This window comes from Bacillus sp. 205(2023) (assembly GCF_037027485.1).
GTDB classification, from domain to species: Bacteria; Bacillota; Bacilli; order Bacillales; family Bacillaceae; genus Bacillus; species Bacillus halotolerans.
Genome location: NZ_JAXCHF010000001.1, coordinates 778,020 through 794,753, shown reverse-complemented (window position 1 = coordinate 794,753; position 16,734 = coordinate 778,020). Strand labels below are relative to the sequence as shown.

The 16,734-nt window shown below is 44.9% G+C and carries 16 protein-coding genes; 12 read left to right on the top strand and 4 right to left on the bottom strand.

Annotated features, from left to right (window positions below):
* Positions 1–26: 26 nt before the first annotated feature.
* Positions 27–269, bottom strand: coding sequence for a DUF2627 domain-containing protein (locus WA325_RS03825; protein ID WP_024121990.1), 243 nt, complete (start codon positions 267–269; stop codon positions 27–29).
* Positions 270–420: 151 nt separating this feature from the next.
* On the opposite strand from WA325_RS03825, the gene WA325_RS03820 reads away from it, so the two are divergent.
* The 8 genes from WA325_RS03820 (at position 421) to WA325_RS03785 (ending at position 10,480) form a co-directional block, all read left to right on the top strand.
* Positions 421–2,499: a sigma-54 interaction domain-containing protein gene (locus WA325_RS03820; RefSeq protein ID WP_105991961.1), complete on the top strand. Its 2,079-nt coding sequence runs from the start codon at positions 421–423 to the stop codon at positions 2,497–2,499.
* Positions 2,500–2,623: 124 nt separating this feature from the next.
* On the top strand, positions 2,624–3,523 hold the full coding sequence (gene yqiS, locus WA325_RS03815) for a phosphate butyryltransferase (RefSeq protein WP_336183211.1): 900 nt from the start codon (positions 2,624–2,626) through the stop codon (positions 3,521–3,523).
* An 11-nt stretch (positions 3,524–3,534) separates the two neighbouring features.
* Positions 3,535–4,629, top strand: a complete 1,095-nt coding sequence (bcd, locus tag WA325_RS03810; RefSeq protein WP_044154665.1) for a branched-chain amino acid dehydrogenase — start codon at positions 3,535–3,537, stop codon at positions 4,627–4,629.
* Between the two features lie 23 nt (positions 4,630–4,652).
* Complete coding sequence (gene buk, locus WA325_RS03805) at positions 4,653–5,738, top strand: butyrate kinase (protein ID WP_105955610.1); 1,086 nt, start codon at positions 4,653–4,655, stop codon at positions 5,736–5,738.
* A 19-nt stretch (positions 5,739–5,757) separates the two neighbouring features.
* Positions 5,758–7,182 (top strand): dihydrolipoyl dehydrogenase, encoded by a 1,425-nt coding sequence (gene lpdA / locus WA325_RS03800; protein ID WP_202853081.1) that lies wholly within the window; start codon positions 5,758–5,760, stop codon positions 7,180–7,182.
* A gap of 21 nt (positions 7,183–7,203) precedes the next feature.
* Positions 7,204–8,196, top strand: coding sequence for a 3-methyl-2-oxobutanoate dehydrogenase subunit alpha (gene bfmBAA / locus WA325_RS03795; RefSeq protein WP_336183210.1), 993 nt, complete (start codon positions 7,204–7,206; stop codon positions 8,194–8,196).
* Positions 8,197–8,209: 13 nt separating this feature from the next.
* The gene (bfmBAB, locus tag WA325_RS03790; RefSeq protein ID WP_202853082.1) at positions 8,210–9,193 is read left to right on the top strand and encodes a 3-methyl-2-oxobutanoate dehydrogenase subunit beta; all 984 of its coding nucleotides are present in this window, start codon (positions 8,210–8,212) and stop codon (positions 9,191–9,193) included.
* Positions 9,194–9,214: 21 nt separating this feature from the next.
* Positions 9,215–10,480 (top strand): dihydrolipoamide acetyltransferase family protein, encoded by a 1,266-nt coding sequence (locus WA325_RS03785; RefSeq protein ID WP_336183209.1) that lies wholly within the window; start codon positions 9,215–9,217, stop codon positions 10,478–10,480.
* Positions 10,481–10,541: 61 nt separating this feature from the next.
* Here the strand turns inward: WA325_RS03785 and WA325_RS03780 are convergent, their stop codons facing one another.
* The 3 genes from WA325_RS03780 to WA325_RS03770 form a co-directional block, all read right to left on the bottom strand.
* Positions 10,542–11,378, bottom strand: a complete 837-nt coding sequence (locus tag WA325_RS03780) for a MerR family transcriptional regulator (protein ID WP_336183208.1) — start codon at positions 11,376–11,378, stop codon at positions 10,542–10,544.
* A gap of 71 nt (positions 11,379–11,449) precedes the next feature.
* On the bottom strand, positions 11,450–12,619 hold the full coding sequence (gene bmr, locus WA325_RS03775; RefSeq protein ID WP_105955615.1) for a multidrug efflux MFS transporter Bmr: 1,170 nt from the start codon (positions 12,617–12,619) through the stop codon (positions 11,450–11,452).
* 123 nt (positions 12,620–12,742) lie between these two features.
* On the bottom strand, positions 12,743–13,636 hold the full coding sequence (locus WA325_RS03770) for a YegS/Rv2252/BmrU family lipid kinase (RefSeq protein WP_105955616.1): 894 nt from the start codon (positions 13,634–13,636) through the stop codon (positions 12,743–12,745).
* Positions 13,637–13,797: 161 nt separating this feature from the next.
* Here WA325_RS03770 and brxB point away from each other — a divergent pair, with 161 nt between their 5' ends.
* The 4 genes from brxB (at position 13,798) to artR (ending at position 16,724) form a co-directional block, all read left to right on the top strand.
* The gene (brxB, locus tag WA325_RS03765; RefSeq protein ID WP_024121978.1) at positions 13,798–14,235 is read left to right on the top strand and encodes a bacilliredoxin BrxB; all 438 of its coding nucleotides are present in this window, start codon (positions 13,798–13,800) and stop codon (positions 14,233–14,235) included.
* Positions 14,236–14,501: 266 nt separating this feature from the next.
* Positions 14,502–15,269 carry an arginine ABC transporter substrate-binding protein ArtP gene (artP, locus tag WA325_RS03760; RefSeq protein ID WP_202853861.1) on the top strand — a complete coding sequence of 256 codons (768 nt, stop codon included), beginning with the start codon at positions 14,502–14,504 and terminating at the stop codon, positions 15,267–15,269.
* Positions 15,270–15,349: 80 nt separating this feature from the next.
* On the top strand, positions 15,350–16,009 hold the full coding sequence (gene artQ / locus WA325_RS03755) for an arginine ABC transporter permease ArtQ (RefSeq protein WP_014664528.1): 660 nt from the start codon (positions 15,350–15,352) through the stop codon (positions 16,007–16,009).
* On the top strand, positions 16,002–16,724 hold the full coding sequence (gene artR, locus WA325_RS03750; protein ID WP_336183207.1) for an arginine ABC transporter ATP-binding protein ArtR: 723 nt from the start codon (positions 16,002–16,004) through the stop codon (positions 16,722–16,724). The genes artQ and artR overlap by 8 nt, the downstream gene beginning before the upstream one ends.
* The last annotated feature ends 10 nt before the right edge of the window (positions 16,725–16,734 follow it).

The following is a 16,734-nucleotide window of genomic DNA, read 5'->3' as shown; positions in this document are numbered from 1 at the left end:
AAAAGCCGGAGCATTCTCCGGCTTTTTTACATCTTTTGTTTTCTGAATCGCGGACTGACTTGATTGCGTTTTCTGTCTCTGTACAAGATGAACCCGGCCAGCACATACAGGCCGAAAACGAAAAAGATTAATCCTGATAAACCTTGGAGCCAAAGAGACGAAAACGGCTTTACCGTATGGCCGAAAAGCATATCTCTCATCAGTTTAATGCCTAAAGCAGAAATGGCGCCGGGGAGCACTAAAATCAAAAGCGCAAGAAGTCGGCTCATGTTCAGAAAACCCCTTTATTTTTCATTTCCTTTATTGTCCAGCGGAAAAAATATTTTGTCAAGAGAAGAAAACGTGGTAACATAGGGTTGTGCAAATTATTGCAACGGAAAAAACAGGTATGCAAATTTTTTCATACAAAGGGGTATCGGGATGCAGAAGGTACTGATCGTAGGTGCCGGTAAAAGGGGAACGGCGTTATTACAAATTCTCATTAAAACAGCCATCATAGACATTATTGCCGTGGTTGACAAAAACCCCGAAGCGCCGGGATTAAAAGAAGCAAAACATTATGGAATTGCCGTTTCATCTGATTGGAAACCATACATACAACAAAAGCCGGATATCGTCATTCATACAACGGGTGATCAAGCTGTACTTGACGAACTCCTTCAGGAAAAACATGAGCAGACCATTGTTATGCCGGGAAAGATGGCTTACATTGTGTTTCAGCTTATGGAAGAAAAACAGCAGCTGATTCAAATGCTAAAAGAACAAACATACAAACATGACCGAATCTTTAATTCCACCCACGACGGAATGATTTTTATTGATATCAATGAAGAGATCATTCTGTTTAATCATATGGCTGAAAATATGGTGGGAAAACAACGTGAGGAAGTCATTGGACGCCCGATCAAAGAAGTCATCCCGAGCACAAAGATGCCTCGGATTTTAAAAACGAGAGAGCCTGAATACAATCAAAAACAGCTCTTGGGTGAAAATTTGCAAATTGTAACAACAAGGCTGCCGATCATTGATGAAGGCGGACGTCTGCTCGGAGCACTCAGTGTATTTAAGGATATTACAGATGCGGTCGAGCTGGCGGAGGAAGTGACAAATTTAAAACAGGTGCGCACGATGCTGGAGGCGATTATACAATCCTCCGACGAGGCGATTTCTGTCGTTGATGAAAACGGCATTGGCCTGTTGATCAATAAAGCATACACAAAAATGACTGGGCTTTCTGAAAAAGAAGTCATCGGCAAGCCGGCGAACACTGATATTTCTGAAGGGGAAAGCATGCATTTAAAGGTGCTTGAGACAAGACGCCCAGTGCGCGGCGTCAGAATGAAAGTCGGCCCGAATGAAAAAGAGGTCATCGTCAATGTAGCGCCGGTGATTGTGGATGGCATTTTAAAAGGCAGTGTCGGCGTGATCCATGACGTGTCAGAAATTAAAATGCTAACCGCGGAGCTTAACAGGGCCAGGCAGATTATCCGCACGCTCGAAGCGAAATATACCTTTGACGATATTATCGGCAAAAGTGAGCAAATGCTGGTTGCGCTTGAGCAGGCGAAGCTTGGAGCGAAAACGCCGGCAACGATTTTGCTGCGCGGAGAATCGGGCACGGGCAAAGAGCTGTTTGCCCATGCCATCCATAATGAAAGCGACAGGAAATACAATAAATTCATCCGCGTAAATTGCGCCGCTCTTTCAGAAAATCTTCTGGAATCAGAACTGTTTGGCTACGAGGAAGGCGCGTTTTCGGGAGCGAAGCGCGGCGGCAAGAAGGGCTTATTTGAAGAAGCCAATAACGGCAGCATTTTCTTAGACGAAATCGGCGAGCTGACGCAAAATATGCAGGCGAAACTGCTGCGCGTCCTTCAAGAAAAAGAGATCGTCAGAGTGGGAGGCACGAAGGCAATCCCTGTTAATGTGAGAATTATTGCAGCCACAAATGTAAATATCGAAAAAGCAATGGCGGATGGGACGTTCCGTGAAGATCTGTATTACCGCATCAATCGCTATCCCATCTCTATCCCCCCTTTGCGTCAGCGGATTGAAGACATTGAAGCGCTCAGTGAAAGGCTCATTCAAAAGATTAACCGCGATTACGGCCGGAATGTAAAGGGACTGACCCAGCAGGCTTTGCGGGCATTGTCGGCTTACCATTGGCCGGGGAATGTCCGCGAGCTGGAAAATGTCCTTGGACGAGCAATGATTTTTCTGAAGCCGCACATGGAATGGATTGAAAAAGAGCATTTGCCTGTATTTGAAATAGAACAAAAAGAAAGCAGCGCAGAACAGGGAGCCGGTTTTGATTTTCCTGACATCGAAGGCGAAAAGCTGTCTAAGGCCGTTGAAAAATTTGAAGCGCACTTGATTCAGCAAACGCTGGAAAAGCATCATTTTAACCGTACGAAAACAGCGAAAGCCCTCGGCGTCAGCATTCGAAATTTATATTACAAAATGGATAAATACGGCCTTGCAAATGAAGGCATGCAATAATTTGCAGAATAAGCGCAAACGTCTGCACGAATCTTTCTTCGCATCCATCATGACAGCATCGCACCGAGCTGGCATAGAACTTGCATAATAAAAAGCGGAGTCGAGACAAGAAAGGTGGTAACTGATGAAGCTGAAAGATTTGATCGGCAAAGCGTCGATGTACAAAAACAAGATCATTGCGGTTGCTCATGCTGAGGATGAGGAAGTGATCCGGGCTGTGAAACTGGCAGCCGAGCATTTGTCCGTCCGTTTTTTATTAGTGGGCGACAGCAAAAAACTGAACAACCTGACATCCTCCATGCAAGGGCATCAAGTGGAAATCATTCATGCCAATACGCCGGAGGAATCGGCGAAGCTAGCGGTTCGCGCTGTTCATCAAAAAAAAGCAGACGTCTTAATGAAAGGGAATGTGCCGACTTCTGTTTTGCTTAAAGCGGTATTAAACAAACAGGAAGGGCTGCGGAAATCCCGTGTCCTTTCTCATGTGGCCGTGTTTGATATTCCTGACTTTGAGAGACTGATGTTTGTGACAGATTCGGCTATGAATATTGCCCCTTCGCTGGAGGAGCTTCAGCAGATTCTTCAAAATGCTGTTCATGTCGCGCGTGCAGTAGGGAACAATATGCCAAAAGCGGCTGCCCTTGCAGCGGTAGAAACGGTAAATCCGAAGATGGAAGCGACGGTCAATGCAGCTGCTCTCGCCCAAATGTGCAAAAGAGGGCAGATTAAAGGGTGCATTGTAGATGGACCGCTTGCCTTGGATAACGCAGTATCGCAAATCGCCGCGGCTCAGAAAAAGATTTCGGGAGACGTAGCGGGCAGCGCCGATATCCTTCTTGTCCCTTCGATTGAAGCGGGGAATATTTTATATAAATCACTGATTTATTTTGCGAAAGCACACGTGGCGGCTGTCATTGCGGGGGCCAAAGCGCCGATTGCATTAACGAGCAGAGCGGATTCCGCTGAAAACAAACTGTATTCGATTGCGCTGGCATTATGCGCATCTGAAGAATACACACTTTAGGAGGAACTGATATGGAACTTTTTAAATATATGGAGCAATACGATTATGAGCAATTGGTTTTCTGCCAAGACGAACAATCCGGATTAAAGGCAATTATCGCAATTCATGATACAACACTGGGACCAGCGCTCGGCGGAACGAGAATGTGGACGTATGAAAATGAAGAAGCTGCGATTGAAGACGCACTGAGACTTGCAAGAGGCATGACCTATAAAAACGCGGCGGCAGGCTTAAACCTGGGTGGCGGAAAAACGGTTATCATCGGCGATCCGCGCAAGGATAAAAATGAAGAAATGTTCCGCGCGTTCGGCCGTTATATTCAAGGGCTTAACGGCAGATACATTACGGCTGAGGATGTCGGCACAACGGTTGAGGATATGGATATCATTCATGATGAAACAGATTTTGTCACAGGTATTTCTCCTGCGTTCGGCTCTTCAGGAAATCCGTCTCCTGTTACGGCTTACGGGGTGTATAAAGGCATGAAGGCTGCCGCTAAAGCTGCATTCGGCACGGACTCTCTTGAAGGGAAAACCATCGCTGTACAGGGTGTTGGCAACGTGGCTTACAATCTATGCCGCCACCTTCATGAAGAAGGAGCAAGCTTAATCGTTACGGATATCAACAAGCAATCAGTTGAACGTGCGGTACAAGATTTTGGTGCTCGTGCGGTTGATCCAGAAGATATTTATTCACAAAACTGCGATATTTATGCGCCGTGTGCTCTTGGTGCAACCATCAATGACGATACTATTAAGCAGCTGAAAGCTAAAGTGATTGCAGGCGCGGCTAACAATCAGCTGAAAGAAACTCGCCACGGCGATCAAATTCACGAAATGGGCATTGTTTACGCACCAGACTACGTCATCAACGCGGGCGGCGTTATCAACGTGGCGGATGAGCTTTACGGCTATAATGCGGAACGTGCACTGAAAAAGGTTGAGGGCATTTACGCCAATATTGAACGTGTCCTTGAAATTTCCCAGCGTGACGGCATTCCGACGTATTTAGCGGCTGACCGCTTGGCTGAAGAACGAATTGAACGCAATCGCCGCTCAAGAAGCCAGTTTTTGCAAAACGGCCACCATATATTAAGCAGACGCTAAGAAATTGATCTGGAGGTTTTGAAATGCTACATGATGAAAAACGCATTCTCACCATTAATCCAGGCTCAACTTCAACGAAAATCGGTGTTTTTCATAATGAACGCAGTATTTTTGAAAAAACACTGAGACACAACATAGAAGAGCTGCAGCAGTTCGACCATATTATTGACCAGTATGAGTTTCGAAAAAAGCATATCCTCGAAACGCTTCATGAACAGGGCATCAATATTTCAAAATTTGATGCTGTCTGTGCAAGAGGCGGTCTTCTCCGCCCGATAGAAGGCGGGACATATGAAGTGAATGACGACATGATTGAGGACTTGAAAAGCGGTTATGCAGGACAGCATGCCTCCAATTTAGGAGGCATTATCGCAAGAGAAATTGCTGACGGCCTCAACATTCCATCTTATATTGTAGACCCTGTTGTAGTTGACGAAATGTCAGAGCTCGCTAAAATATCAGGCATGCCGGAAATTGAACGGAAAAGCATTTTTCATGCTTTAAACCAAAAAGCTGTCGCCCGTAAGGCGGCAGCCTCTCTTGGCAAACGATATGAGAATATGAAAATGATCATTACTCATTTGGGCGGCGGCATTACAATAGGTGTACATGACCGGGGCCGGGTGGTCGATGTCAACAACGGCCTTCACGGAGAGGGGCCGTTGAGTCCTGAACGCGCAGGAACAGTGCCTGCAGGGGATCTCGTTAATTTATGCTTTTCAGGAAAATATACAAAAGAAGAAATGATGAAAAAACTGGTGGGAACCGGCGGGCTCTCCGGTTATCTCGGTACAAATGACGCTGTGAAAGTAGAACAAATGATTCAGGAGGGCGATGAAAAAGCCCGCTTAATTTTTGACGCCATGGCGTATCAGGTAGCGAAAGAAATCGGAGCAGCAAGCGCCGTTTTAAAAGGCGAAGTCGAGGCCATTGTTCTGACAGGAGGTCTGGCTTACGGCAAAAGCTTTGTTTCCAGCATCAGATCATACATAGATTGGATTTCGGACGTTTTAGTATATCCGGGAGAAAACGAACTGCAATCTCTGGCCCAAGGGGCGCTCAGGGTATTGCAGGGCGAAGAGCAATCCAAACAATATTGCATTGAATAGACAGACAGGAGTGAGTCAGATGGCAACTGAGTATGATGTAGTCATTCTGGGCGGCGGTACAGGCGGTTATGTCGCGGCGATCAGAGCGGCGCAGCTCGGCTTAAAAACAGCCGTTGTAGAAAAAGAAAAGCTCGGCGGAACATGCCTGCATAAAGGCTGTATTCCGAGTAAAGCGCTGCTGAGAAGCGCGGAAGTGTACCGGACAGCCCGTGAAGCCGATCAATTCGGAGTCGAAACGTCCGGCGTTTCCCTCAACTTTGAAAAGGTACAACACCGTAAGCAGGCTGTTGTCGATAAGCTTGCAGCAGGCGTCAATCATTTAATGAAAAAAGGAAAAATTGACGTGTATGACGGATATGGGCGCATCCTCGGACCGTCTATTTTCTCTCCGCTGCCGGGAACGATTTCTGTTGAACGGGGAAATGGCGAAGAAAATGATATGCTGATCCCGAAGCAGGTCATTATAGCTACAGGTTCAAGGCCGAGAATGCTTCCGGGTCTGGAAGCGGACGGAGAGTTTGTTTTGACCTCGGATGAAGCGCTCCAAATGGAGGAACTTCCAAAATCGATGATCATCGTCGGCGGAGGGGTCATTGGAATCGAATGGGCATCCATGCTTCATGACTTTGGCGTAAACGTAACGGTTATTGAATATGCGGACCGGATATTGCCGACTGAAGACCAGGACATTTCAAAAGAAATGCAAAGCCTTCTTATAAAAAAAGGAATTCAGTTTGTCACAGGAGCTAAAGTGCTGCCTGATACGTTGAAAAAATCGTCAGGCGAAATCAGCATACAAGCGGAAAAAGACGGAGAAACCGTTACCTACTCTGCTGAAAAAATGCTCGTTTCCATCGGCAGACAGGCAAATATCGAAGGAATCGGTATAGAAAACACCGATATTGTCACTGAGAATGGCGTCATTTCAGTAAATGAAAGCTGCCAAACGAAGGAATCTCATATTTATGCAATCGGAGACGTAATCGGTGGCCTTCAGTTAGCTCATGTTGCATCGCATGAAGGAATCATTGCCGTTGAGCATTTTGCGGGTATCAATCCGCATCCGCTTGATCCGACACTTGTTCCGAAGTGCATTTACTCAAGCCCTGAAGCTGCCAGTGTCGGCTTAACAGAAGATGAGGCAAAAGCGAATGGGCATAATGTCAAGATCGGCAAGTTCCCATTTATGGCAATTGGAAAAGCGCTTGTATATGGAGAAAGCGACGGATTTGTAAAAATCGTGGCGGACCGTGAAACGGATGATATTCTCGGCGTGCATATGATAGGCCCGCATGTCACTGACATGATATCAGAGGCAGGTCTTGCAAAAGTGCTGGATGCGACGCCATGGGAGGTCGGACAAACGATCCACCCGCACCCAACGCTGTCTGAAGCGATTGGAGAAGCAGCGCTTGCTGCAGATGGCAAAGCCATTCATTTTTAAAAGCATAAAGGAGGCGCTTGAATGAGTACAAACCGACATCAAGCATTAGGGCTGACTGATCAGGAAGCCGTTGATATGTATAGAACCATGCTGTTAGCAAGAAAAATCGATGAAAGAATGTGGCTGTTAAACCGCTCTGGTAAAATCCCGTTTGTTATCTCTTGTCAAGGACAGGAAGCAGCACAAGTAGGAGCAGCTTTCGCCCTTGACCGTGAAACGGACTATGTACTGCCTTACTATAGAGACATGGGTGTCGTGCTTGCGTTTGGCATGACTGCGAAGGATTTAATGATGTCCGGGTTTGCCAAAGCAGCAGATCCAAACTCAGGAGGCCGCCAAATGCCGGGGCATTTCGGTCAAAAGGAAAACCGGATCGTGACGGGGTCGTCTCCGGTAACAACGCAAGTGCCGCATGCGGTCGGCATTGCGCTGGCTGGACGCATGGAGAAAAAAGATATCGCGGCTTTTGTCACATTTGGAGAAGGATCTTCAAACCAAGGCGATTTCCATGAAGGGGCAAACTTTGCCGCTGTTCATAAGCTTCCGGTTATTTTTATGTGTGAAAACAACAAATACGCGATTTCGGTCCCTTACGATAAGCAAGTAGCATGTGAAAATATTTCAGATCGTGCCGTAGGCTATGGAATGCCTGGCGTAACTGTGAATGGAAACGATCCGCTCGAAGTTTATCAAGCGGTGAAAGAAGCGCGTGAACGGGCGCGCAGAGGAGAAGGCCCTACCTTAATTGAGACGATTTCTTACCGCTTGACTCCGCATTCCAGCGATGACGACGACAGCAGCTACAGAGGCCGTGAAGAAGTAGAGGAAGCGAAAAAAAGTGATCCCCTGTTTACTTATCAAGCTTACTTAAAGGAAATAGGCCTGCTGACCGAAGAGATAGAACAAACCATGCTGGACGAAATCATGGCAATCATAAACGAGGCGACAGATGAAGCGGAGAACGCTCCTTATGCAGTTCCTGAGTCAGCGCTCGATTATGTGTATGCGAAGTAGGGAGGAAGTATAAATGTCAGTAATGTCATATATTGATGCGATCAATTTGGCAATGAAAGAAGAAATGGAACGAGATTCAAGTGTCTTCGTTCTTGGGGAAGATGTAGGAAAAAAAGGCGGTGTATTTAAAGCCACAGCCGGCCTGTACGAACAATTTGGAGAAGAGCGTGTCATGGATACGCCGCTTGCTGAATCAGCGATCGCCGGAGTCGGTATCGGAGCGGCTATGTACGGCATGAGGCCGATTGCTGAAATGCAGTTTGCTGATTTTATTATGCCGGCGGTAAACCAGATTATTTCTGAGGCTGCTAAAATCCGCTACCGCAGCAACAATGACTGGAGCTGCCCGATCGTTGTCAGAGCGCCGTACGGTGGCGGCGTGCACGGAGCGCTTTATCATTCTCAATCAGTCGAAGCGATTTTCGCCAATCAGCCCGGACTGAAAATTGTGATGCCTTCAACGCCATATGACGCGAAAGGACTTTTAAAAGCCGCAGTTCGTGATGAAGACCCGGTGCTGTTTTTTGAGCACAAGCGAGCGTATCGTCTGATCAAAGGAGAGGTTCCGGCAGATGATTATGTACTTCCTATCGGCAAAGCTGATGTAAAAAGGGAAGGCGACGACATCACAGTGATCACATACGGGCTTTGTGTCCACTTTGCTTTACAGGCTGCAGAACGTCTCGAAAAAGACGGCATTTCTGTACATGTGGTGGATTTAAGAACGGTATACCCGCTTGATCAAGAAGCGATCATCGAAGCCGCATCCAAAACTGGAAAGGTCCTTTTGGTCACAGAAGATACAAAAGAGGGCAGTATCATGAGTGAGGTGGCTGCCATTATATCCGAGCATTGTCTGTTCGACTTAGACGCGCCGATCAAACGGCTTGCAGGTCCTGATATTCCGGCTATGCCTTATGCGCCGACAATGGAAAAATACTTTATGCTCAACCCTGATAAAGTAGAAGCGGCGATGAGAGAATTAGCGGAGTTTTAAAGACGTAAGGAGGATACGATCATGGCAATAGAACAAATGACGATGCCGCAGCTTGGCGAAAGCGTAACAGAGGGCACGATCAGTAAATGGCTTGTCGCCCCTGGAGATAAGGTGAACAAATACGATCCGATTGCGGAAGTTATGACAGATAAGGTAAACGCGGAGGTTCCGTCCTCTTTTACCGGTACAATAACAGAGCTTGTGGGAGCAGAAGGCCAGACCCTGCAAGTCGGAGAAGTGATTTGCAAAATCGAAACAGAAGGCGTAAAGCCGGCTGAACAAAAACAAGATCAGACGGAAGCGCCAACTGACAGGCAAGCTGCTCCTGAAAGCCGCACTGAAGCAGCCAGCCAGGCCAATAAGAAACGTTTTTCTCCAGCCGTACTTCGTTTGGCCGGAGAGCACGGCATTGATCTTGAGCAAGTGACAGGAACGGGCGCCGGAGGAAGGATTACGAGAAAAGATATTCAGCGTATCATTGATTCAGGCGGCGTTTCCGAACGGACTGAGGAGCCAAAAGCAGCAGCTCCTGCACCAGCGCAAAAACAGGAGACGAAAGAAGATGTTTCTCCTCCTGCTTCAGCAGCCGGGGATAAAGAAATTCCTGTCACAGCTGTTAGAAAAGCGATAGCTTCAAATATGAAACGAAGCAAAACAGAAATTCCTCACGCTTGGACGATGATGGAAGTCGATGTCACAAACATGGTGGCATACCGAAACAGTATAAAAGATTCCTTCAAGAAAACAGAAGGCTTTAATTTAACTTTTTTCGCTTTTTTCGTAAAAGCGGTCGCTCAGGCGTTAAAAGAATACCCGCAAATGAACAGCATGTGGGCGGGGGACAAAATCATTCAGAAAAAAGATATCAATATTTCAATCGCGGTTGCCACGGAAGATTCTTTATTTGTTCCGGTGATCAAAAACGCTGATGAAAAAACAATTAAAGGCATTGCGAGAGAAATTACCGACCTTGCCAAAAAGGTAAGAGACGGAAAACTGTCAGCAGACGATATGCAGGGAGGAACGTTTACCGTCAACAATACAGGTTCTTTCGGATCTGTTCAGTCGATGGGAATCATCAATTATCCTCAGGCTGCGATTCTTCAAGTGGAATCGATCGTCAAACGCCCGGTTGTCATGGATCACGGCATGATTGCGGTCAGAGATATGGTCAATCTGTGCCTGTCTTTAGATCACAGAGTGCTTGACGGCCTCGTGTGCGGAAGATTCCTGGCGCGTGTCAAAGAAATTTTAGAATCTATAGATGAGAAAACCTCTGTCTACTAAACAAACAGAAAGAGCATTTTTTGAACGATAACTTCAAAAAATGCTCTTTTTCTATGTACCATTATTCTGCGATTCGAATTTTCATCTCAACCCGATATTCTTCTTGTTTTTTCGGAGAATAATGAATCGGTATGATTAACTCGTAAACATCACTGATAACCGTTAATTGACGGTCCGCGATATACTTAATCAGCTTCTGTAAGTTGAGAAAATAATGCTCCGGAGAGAAATTATAAGCGATACAAACATATTTGCCTTTTGGTATCGTTGTGATTTCCATATCCGGCGTAATCGAAGAAATTTGTTTATTCGTTAAGACAGGCGTGAAAATATGACGGTAAGTCATTTCATCAATGTTGTTGTACGGCTGAAACGAGAAAGTAGCACCGTAGCTATTGTTCGTAAACCCATCAGCTGATTCGATAAAGGTTTTTAGTTTGCTGTATGAAGCGTTGAGCACGTTTTCAGGCCCGATTCCCTCTGCCTCTGTCTGTATAATCCGTATTTCTTCTTCATCTAGAACAAACACCTCACCGAGCGCAGGATATTCCATCTGCCGTTTCATTCGCTTTTTCACCAGAGTAATGGTCTGCTCCAATGTTGATAAAAAATCTAATTTCTCCCTGATTTGCTTTTCCTGCTCTGTATAAAAAGAAAACAGTTCTTCCATCTCTAATTCCTGTGCCTTTTTCATCTCTTCTAAAGGTGTGCCGATATATTTTAATGATTTAATCAAATCAAGATGATAGAGCTGGGAGTCTGTATAAAAGCGGTATTTGGTATTCGGGTCGACGTAGGCGGGTTTAAATAAATCAATCTTATCGTAATACCGAAGCGCTTTAATCGACACATTTGCCAGTTTTGAAACTTCTCCAATTGAGTAAAACGAGTCCTTCATGCCATCACTCCCCTTATGATCAGTATAATAAAAAAGCGCATCCTTTGCAGTACACAAAGAATACGCTTTTTTTACATACTGGCTTTTATATGGGCAGGGGCTTTCCAGGCAATGGTCAGCGCAATGCCTATGGCTAAAGCTGCTGTTGCAAAATAGAATGGATAGTTTAAGTCAATATCGAATAGCATTCCCCCGATAATGGGGCCGAACACATTGCCGATACTCGTAAACATTGAATTCATCCCGCCGGCAAACCCCTGTTCATTTCCCGCAATTTTTGACAGATAGGTTGTTACGGCCGGCCGCATAAGATCGAATCCGACAAATACGGTGAAGGTAACTAATAAAATCGCAGCATATGAATTTACGATGGTCAGCAAAAACACAAGACTAGTTGAGAGAATTAAGCTGTAGCGGATTAAACGGATTTCCCCAAACCACCTTGTGAAGCGGTCGAATAAGACGACTTGCGTGATGGCTCCGACAATCGCTCCCCCAGTTATCAAAATGGCAATGTCACTGGCCGTAAATCCGAATTTATGATCAACGAATAACGCAAATAAAGATTCAAACGATGCTAATCCAAAAGACGATATTAAAATGATAAGAAAAGCAATGAAATACATAGGTGCAAAAATCCGCTTGAATCCTGTCTTTTGGCCCTCTATTTTCTCATTCTCAGGATTTCGCTCCGGTTCCCGAAGCGTTAGCATCGATAAAATGGCTGCTATTAACGCAAAGGCTGCCGCAAAGAAGAAAGGCAGCCGGGAATGGATTTCCGCTAAAAATCCGCCAATGCCGGGACCGATAATAAAACCTGTTGAAATAGCGGCTGACATATAGCCGAGCGCTTTCGGCCGTGTTTTAACAGTAGTGATATCGGCGATAAAAGCCGTGACCCCGGGCATAATGAAAGCAGCACTGATGCCGCCAAGCATACGGGATATAAATAAAATGTCAACTGTTTTTCCGATGCCGAATAAAAACTCTGAAACACTAAAAAACAACAGGCCAATCACGATCATAATTTTGCGTCCGAAGCGGTCAACCCAGCGTCCGGCGATTGGTGACACAATAAGCTGCGTAACAGCGAAGCATGCAACCATATAGCCGACCGCGGTACCGGATAAATGCAATTCATTCATAATCGCGGGCGTTACCGGAATCACAAGCCCGATCCCTAAAAAGGCAATGAATAAATTGGTTAATAATATAGCTAATGTGATGTTCTGTTTCTTCATGTGACTTCCCCTTTTTACGAAAGTGTATCCCTTATACTGTAAGACCTCCTCTTAGGGGAGAGTCAACGGATTTCTTTCTATAAAGCTGTTCGCTCTTTATAAACGTCCTTTACCAGCGGACAGTTATTCATTGCGGGGAATAAGCATGTCAATGTGCTGCGGAAGGACTTGAATCACAGCCGGTGTATGTGTGTACACTTCTCCATCTGTATCAGCCTTTTTAACAGTATCCGTTTCAATTTCGACGCGAGAGGCCTGAACATAGGACAGCTCTCCGGTGAACCGCTCTATTGTGCCCTGTTCCATATTCATCAGCTCGCGCAAAGCGGAGAGATTGGTGCTGCGGCAAATGAGGATATCAAGTAATCCGTCACATATACTGGCATCCGGCAGGGGAATTCGATTCGTTCCGATGTACTGTCCGTTCATGACAAGCAGCATAACGGCTTCATCTTTTATCTCTTGCCCATCGATTGTCAATGAAATAGGAAAGGATTCAGCAGATGAGACGGTCCGTAACGCGCTTGTAAAATAGCTGATTTTTCCTAATAGGGCTTTTTCCGTTTCGTTGATTTGATTCGATGTTTCTGCGATCAGGCCGATCCCCCAGAAATTCAAAAAATAACGATCGTTCATCTGGCATACATCAACTCTGGATTTTTTTCCTGACACAAGTGCTTCGGCTGCCTTTGCAAGATTTTGAGGAATGCCCAGCACTCTTGAAAAGTCATTGCACGTTCCGCCGGGCAAAATACCGACAGCTGGCCTTCTTTCTAAAGTACTGATGCCATTGATGCATTGATGGACTGTACCGTCGCCGCCGAGAATAAAGACAGTCTCGACAGAATCATCTATCGAACGGCAAAAATGATAGGCATCGTCTTTTTTCTTTGTCTGTTTAATGATCACCTCATCTAACGATTGTGATAACACCGGCACAACAGCTCCTAATGCTTTTTCTATATTTTTGTTGCCGGCGTTTCCGTTATGAATAAGTAAAGCTTTCCTGTGACTCATACAAAACTGCTCCTTTATTTATACATCTGATCATATAATTCCCTTTTCTTGTAAGCAGTAAACGGAAAGCAAAAAATCCTCCGATATAAGCGGTGGCATTTGCCGATAAGGCGGTTTCCTTGCTATCATAAGAATAGATGATGAAAAAGGAGAGGTCTTCATTGAACATGGACTTTAATTTATTTATGAATGATGTTGTCCGCCAAGCGAGACAAGAAATTACGGCTGCCGGATATACCGAGCTGAAAACAGCTGAAGAGGTGGACGAGGCACTTACGAAAAAAGGAACGACGCTTGTCATGGTCAACTCTGTCTGCGGATGCGCGGGCGGGATCGCAAGACCGGCTGCATACCATTCCGTTCATTATGACAAAAGACCTGACCAGCTCGTGACTGTGTTTGCGGGACAGGATAAAGAAGCGACGGCAAGAGCACGCGAATATTTCGAAGGATATCCGCCATCTTCTCCGTCATTTGCTATTCTAAAAGACGGGAAAATCATGAAAATGGTGGAGCGTCATGAAATTGAAGGCCATGAGCCGATGGCGGTTGTCTCTAAACTGCAGGAAGCCTTCGAAGAATATTGCGAAGAAGTATAAGATAAAACCCCGGATGCCCGAGCGGCACGGGTTTTTTTTGTGCATAAAATTCAAAGTCATAATGAATAAATATTAGATTTTATTCAATGGCTACGCTACAGAAGATGTCCTTTTATCTAGTAATATGAAAAGAGATTGCTGGAAAAATAAGCTTCGAGATAATTTTTAAAAATAGTATTGCATAAAAATAAGAAAGTGTTTAAAATACAAATTAACGAATAAATATTCAAATATGATAAAAGTAATGAATATGGGGGAAATGGATCATGAAAAAATGGCTCTTATTACTGATAGCTGCGTGCATCACCTTTGCATTATCTGCTTGCGGCTCAAGCAGTTCAGGTTCAGAAAGCGGCAAGAAAAAATTAGTTATGGGAACTTCGGCGGATTACAAACCGTTTGAATATAAAGATGGCGATAACATTGTCGGTTTTGATGTAGAGTTGGCAAAGGCCCTTGCGAAGAAAACCGGCTACGAAATTGAAGTGCAGGATATGGACTTCAACAGCTTAATTACAGCACTGAAATCAAAACAAGTGGATTTGGTTTTGTCAGGAATGACACCGACGCCTGACCGTAAAAAACAAGTTGATTTTTCCGATGTATATTACACAGCCAATCATATGATTGTCAGCAAAAAAGACAGCGGCATTAAGTCTTTAAAAGATCTGAAAGGAAAAACAGTCGGCGTTCAGCTTGGCTCCATTCAGGAAGAGAAGGGGAAAGAGCTTTCTCCGGAATATGATTTCAAAACAGAAGACCGCAACAGAATTTCTGATTTGGTGCAGGAAATCAAATCTGACCGCTTTGACGCCGCGATTATTGAAGACATGGTGGCAGAAGGGTATTTCAAATCAAATGATGACCTGCAGGGCTTCGTGATTCCTGATGCGAAAGCGGAAGAAGCCGGTTCTGCGATTGCTTTCAGAAAAGACAGTGAGCTGACGGACAAATTCAATAAAGCGCTCAAAGAAATGCAAGATAACGGAGAGCTCGATAAATTGAAGAAAAAATGGTTCACTGGCGAGAAGTAAAAAAAGCGGCTCAACTTTTTCGTTGAGCCTTTTTATTGAATAGGAAATCTTTTTTCCTGTAAGAAAAGGAGACAAAGGCTATGAATTTGGATTTTTCAGCAACGATTCCCCAAATTCCTTTTATATTAGAAGGCTTAGCAATCACATTAAAAATTGTTGTTGTATCTGCTATTATCGGACTTATATTAGGGATTGTGCTAAGCTTATGCAAGATCAGCACATTCCGCCCGCTGATCTGGATTGCTGATTTTTACACATCAGTATTTCGCGGCACGCCTTTAGTGCTGCAGCTTATGATTGTTTATTTCGGGCTCCCGCAGCTGCTCGGCTTTCAAATTGACCAGTTTTGGGCGGCGGTTGTCGCATTGTCACTGAATTCCGCTGCTTATGTATCGGAAATTATCAGAGCGGGAATCAACGCAATTGATAAAGGGCAAAAAGAGGCTGCTGTCGCACTGGGTGTTCCGTACGGCAAAATGATGAAGGATCTGCTTTTGCCGCAGGCCTTCAAAAATATATCACCTGCTATTGTAAATGAATTAATTACGTTAACAAAAGAATCGGCGATCGTTACCGTTATTGGTCTTGGCGATGTCATGAGACGCGCCTATCAAGCTGGCGCCGCCACTTACAATTACCTTGAGCCGCTGATTATCGCCGGATTGATTTATTATGTGCTTGTCCTTATTTTAACGTTTATCGGCAAGGCTGTAGAAAGGAAGCTGAAATCCAATGATTAAGGTTGAAAAGCTGTCAAAATCATTTGGGAAACATGAAGTATTAAAAAACATTTCAACAAACATCGCTGAAGGTGAGGTTGTTGCCGTCATCGGCCCTTCAGGCTCAGGCAAATCAACATTTCTTCGCTGTTTGAATCTTTTGGAGAAACCTAACGGCGGAATCATCACAATTAAAGACAAAGAGATCACGCAGCCGAAAACCAATACATTAAAGGTACGGGAAAACATCGGAATGGTATTTCAGCATTTTCATCTTTTTCCGCACAAAACGGTTCTCGAAAATATCATGTACGCACCTGTAAATGTCAAAAAAGAATCAAAGCAGACTGCACAGGGAAAAGCCGAAGAGCTGCTGCGCAAAGTCGGATTGTTTGAAAAGCGAAATGACTATCCAAACCGTTTATCAGGCGGACAAAAGCAGCGTGTTGCCATCGCTCGTGCTTTGGCAATGAATCCTGAAATCATGCTGTTCGACGAGCCGACATCCGCGCTTGACCCTGAAATGGTCAAAGAAGTGCTCCAGGTCATGAAAGAACTGGTCGAAACCGGTATGACCATGGTAATCGTTACACACGAAATGGGCTTTGCAAAAGAAGTGGCCGACCGCGTGTTATTTATGGATGAAGGAATGATTGTCGAGGATGGCAATCCGAAAGAATTTTTTCTTTCGCCGAAATCCAAAAGAGCACAGGACTTTTTAGAAAAAATATTATAGAATATAGGGA

What these genes read in the sequence shown, in the direction of transcription:
- artP (WP_202853861.1), top strand. Translation starts at nt 14,502, where the DNA reads ATGAAAAAATGGCTCTTATTACTGATAGCTGCGTGCATCACCTTTGCA.
- buk (WP_105955610.1), top strand. Translation starts at nt 4,653, where the DNA reads ATGCTACATGATGAAAAACGCATTCTCACCATTAATCCAGGCTCAACT.
- WA325_RS03820 (WP_105991961.1), top strand. Translation starts at nt 421, where the DNA reads ATGCAGAAGGTACTGATCGTAGGTGCCGGTAAAAGGGGAACGGCGTTA.
- WA325_RS03780 (WP_336183208.1), bottom strand. Translation starts at nt 11,378, where the DNA reads ATGAAGGACTCGTTTTACTCAATTGGAGAAGTTTCAAAACTGGCAAAT.
- yqiS (WP_336183211.1), top strand. Translation starts at nt 2,624, where the DNA reads ATGAAGCTGAAAGATTTGATCGGCAAAGCGTCGATGTACAAAAACAAG.
- bmr (WP_105955615.1), bottom strand. Translation starts at nt 12,619, where the DNA reads ATGAAGAAACAGAACATCACATTAGCTATATTATTAACCAATTTATTC.
- WA325_RS03770 (WP_105955616.1), bottom strand. Translation starts at nt 13,636, where the DNA reads ATGAGTCACAGGAAAGCTTTACTTATTCATAACGGAAACGCCGGCAAC.
- WA325_RS03785 (WP_336183209.1), top strand. Translation starts at nt 9,215, where the DNA reads ATGGCAATAGAACAAATGACGATGCCGCAGCTTGGCGAAAGCGTAACA.
- artR (WP_336183207.1), top strand. Translation starts at nt 16,002, where the DNA reads ATGATTAAGGTTGAAAAGCTGTCAAAATCATTTGGGAAACATGAAGTA.
- lpdA (WP_202853081.1), top strand. Translation starts at nt 5,758, where the DNA reads ATGGCAACTGAGTATGATGTAGTCATTCTGGGCGGCGGTACAGGCGGT.
- bfmBAA (WP_336183210.1), top strand. Translation starts at nt 7,204, where the DNA reads ATGAGTACAAACCGACATCAAGCATTAGGGCTGACTGATCAGGAAGCC.
- artQ (WP_014664528.1), top strand. Translation starts at nt 15,350, where the DNA reads ATGAATTTGGATTTTTCAGCAACGATTCCCCAAATTCCTTTTATATTA.
- bcd (WP_044154665.1), top strand. Translation starts at nt 3,535, where the DNA reads ATGGAACTTTTTAAATATATGGAGCAATACGATTATGAGCAATTGGTT.
- bfmBAB (WP_202853082.1), top strand. Translation starts at nt 8,210, where the DNA reads ATGTCAGTAATGTCATATATTGATGCGATCAATTTGGCAATGAAAGAA.
- WA325_RS03825 (WP_024121990.1), bottom strand. Translation starts at nt 269, where the DNA reads ATGAGCCGACTTCTTGCGCTTTTGATTTTAGTGCTCCCCGGCGCCATT.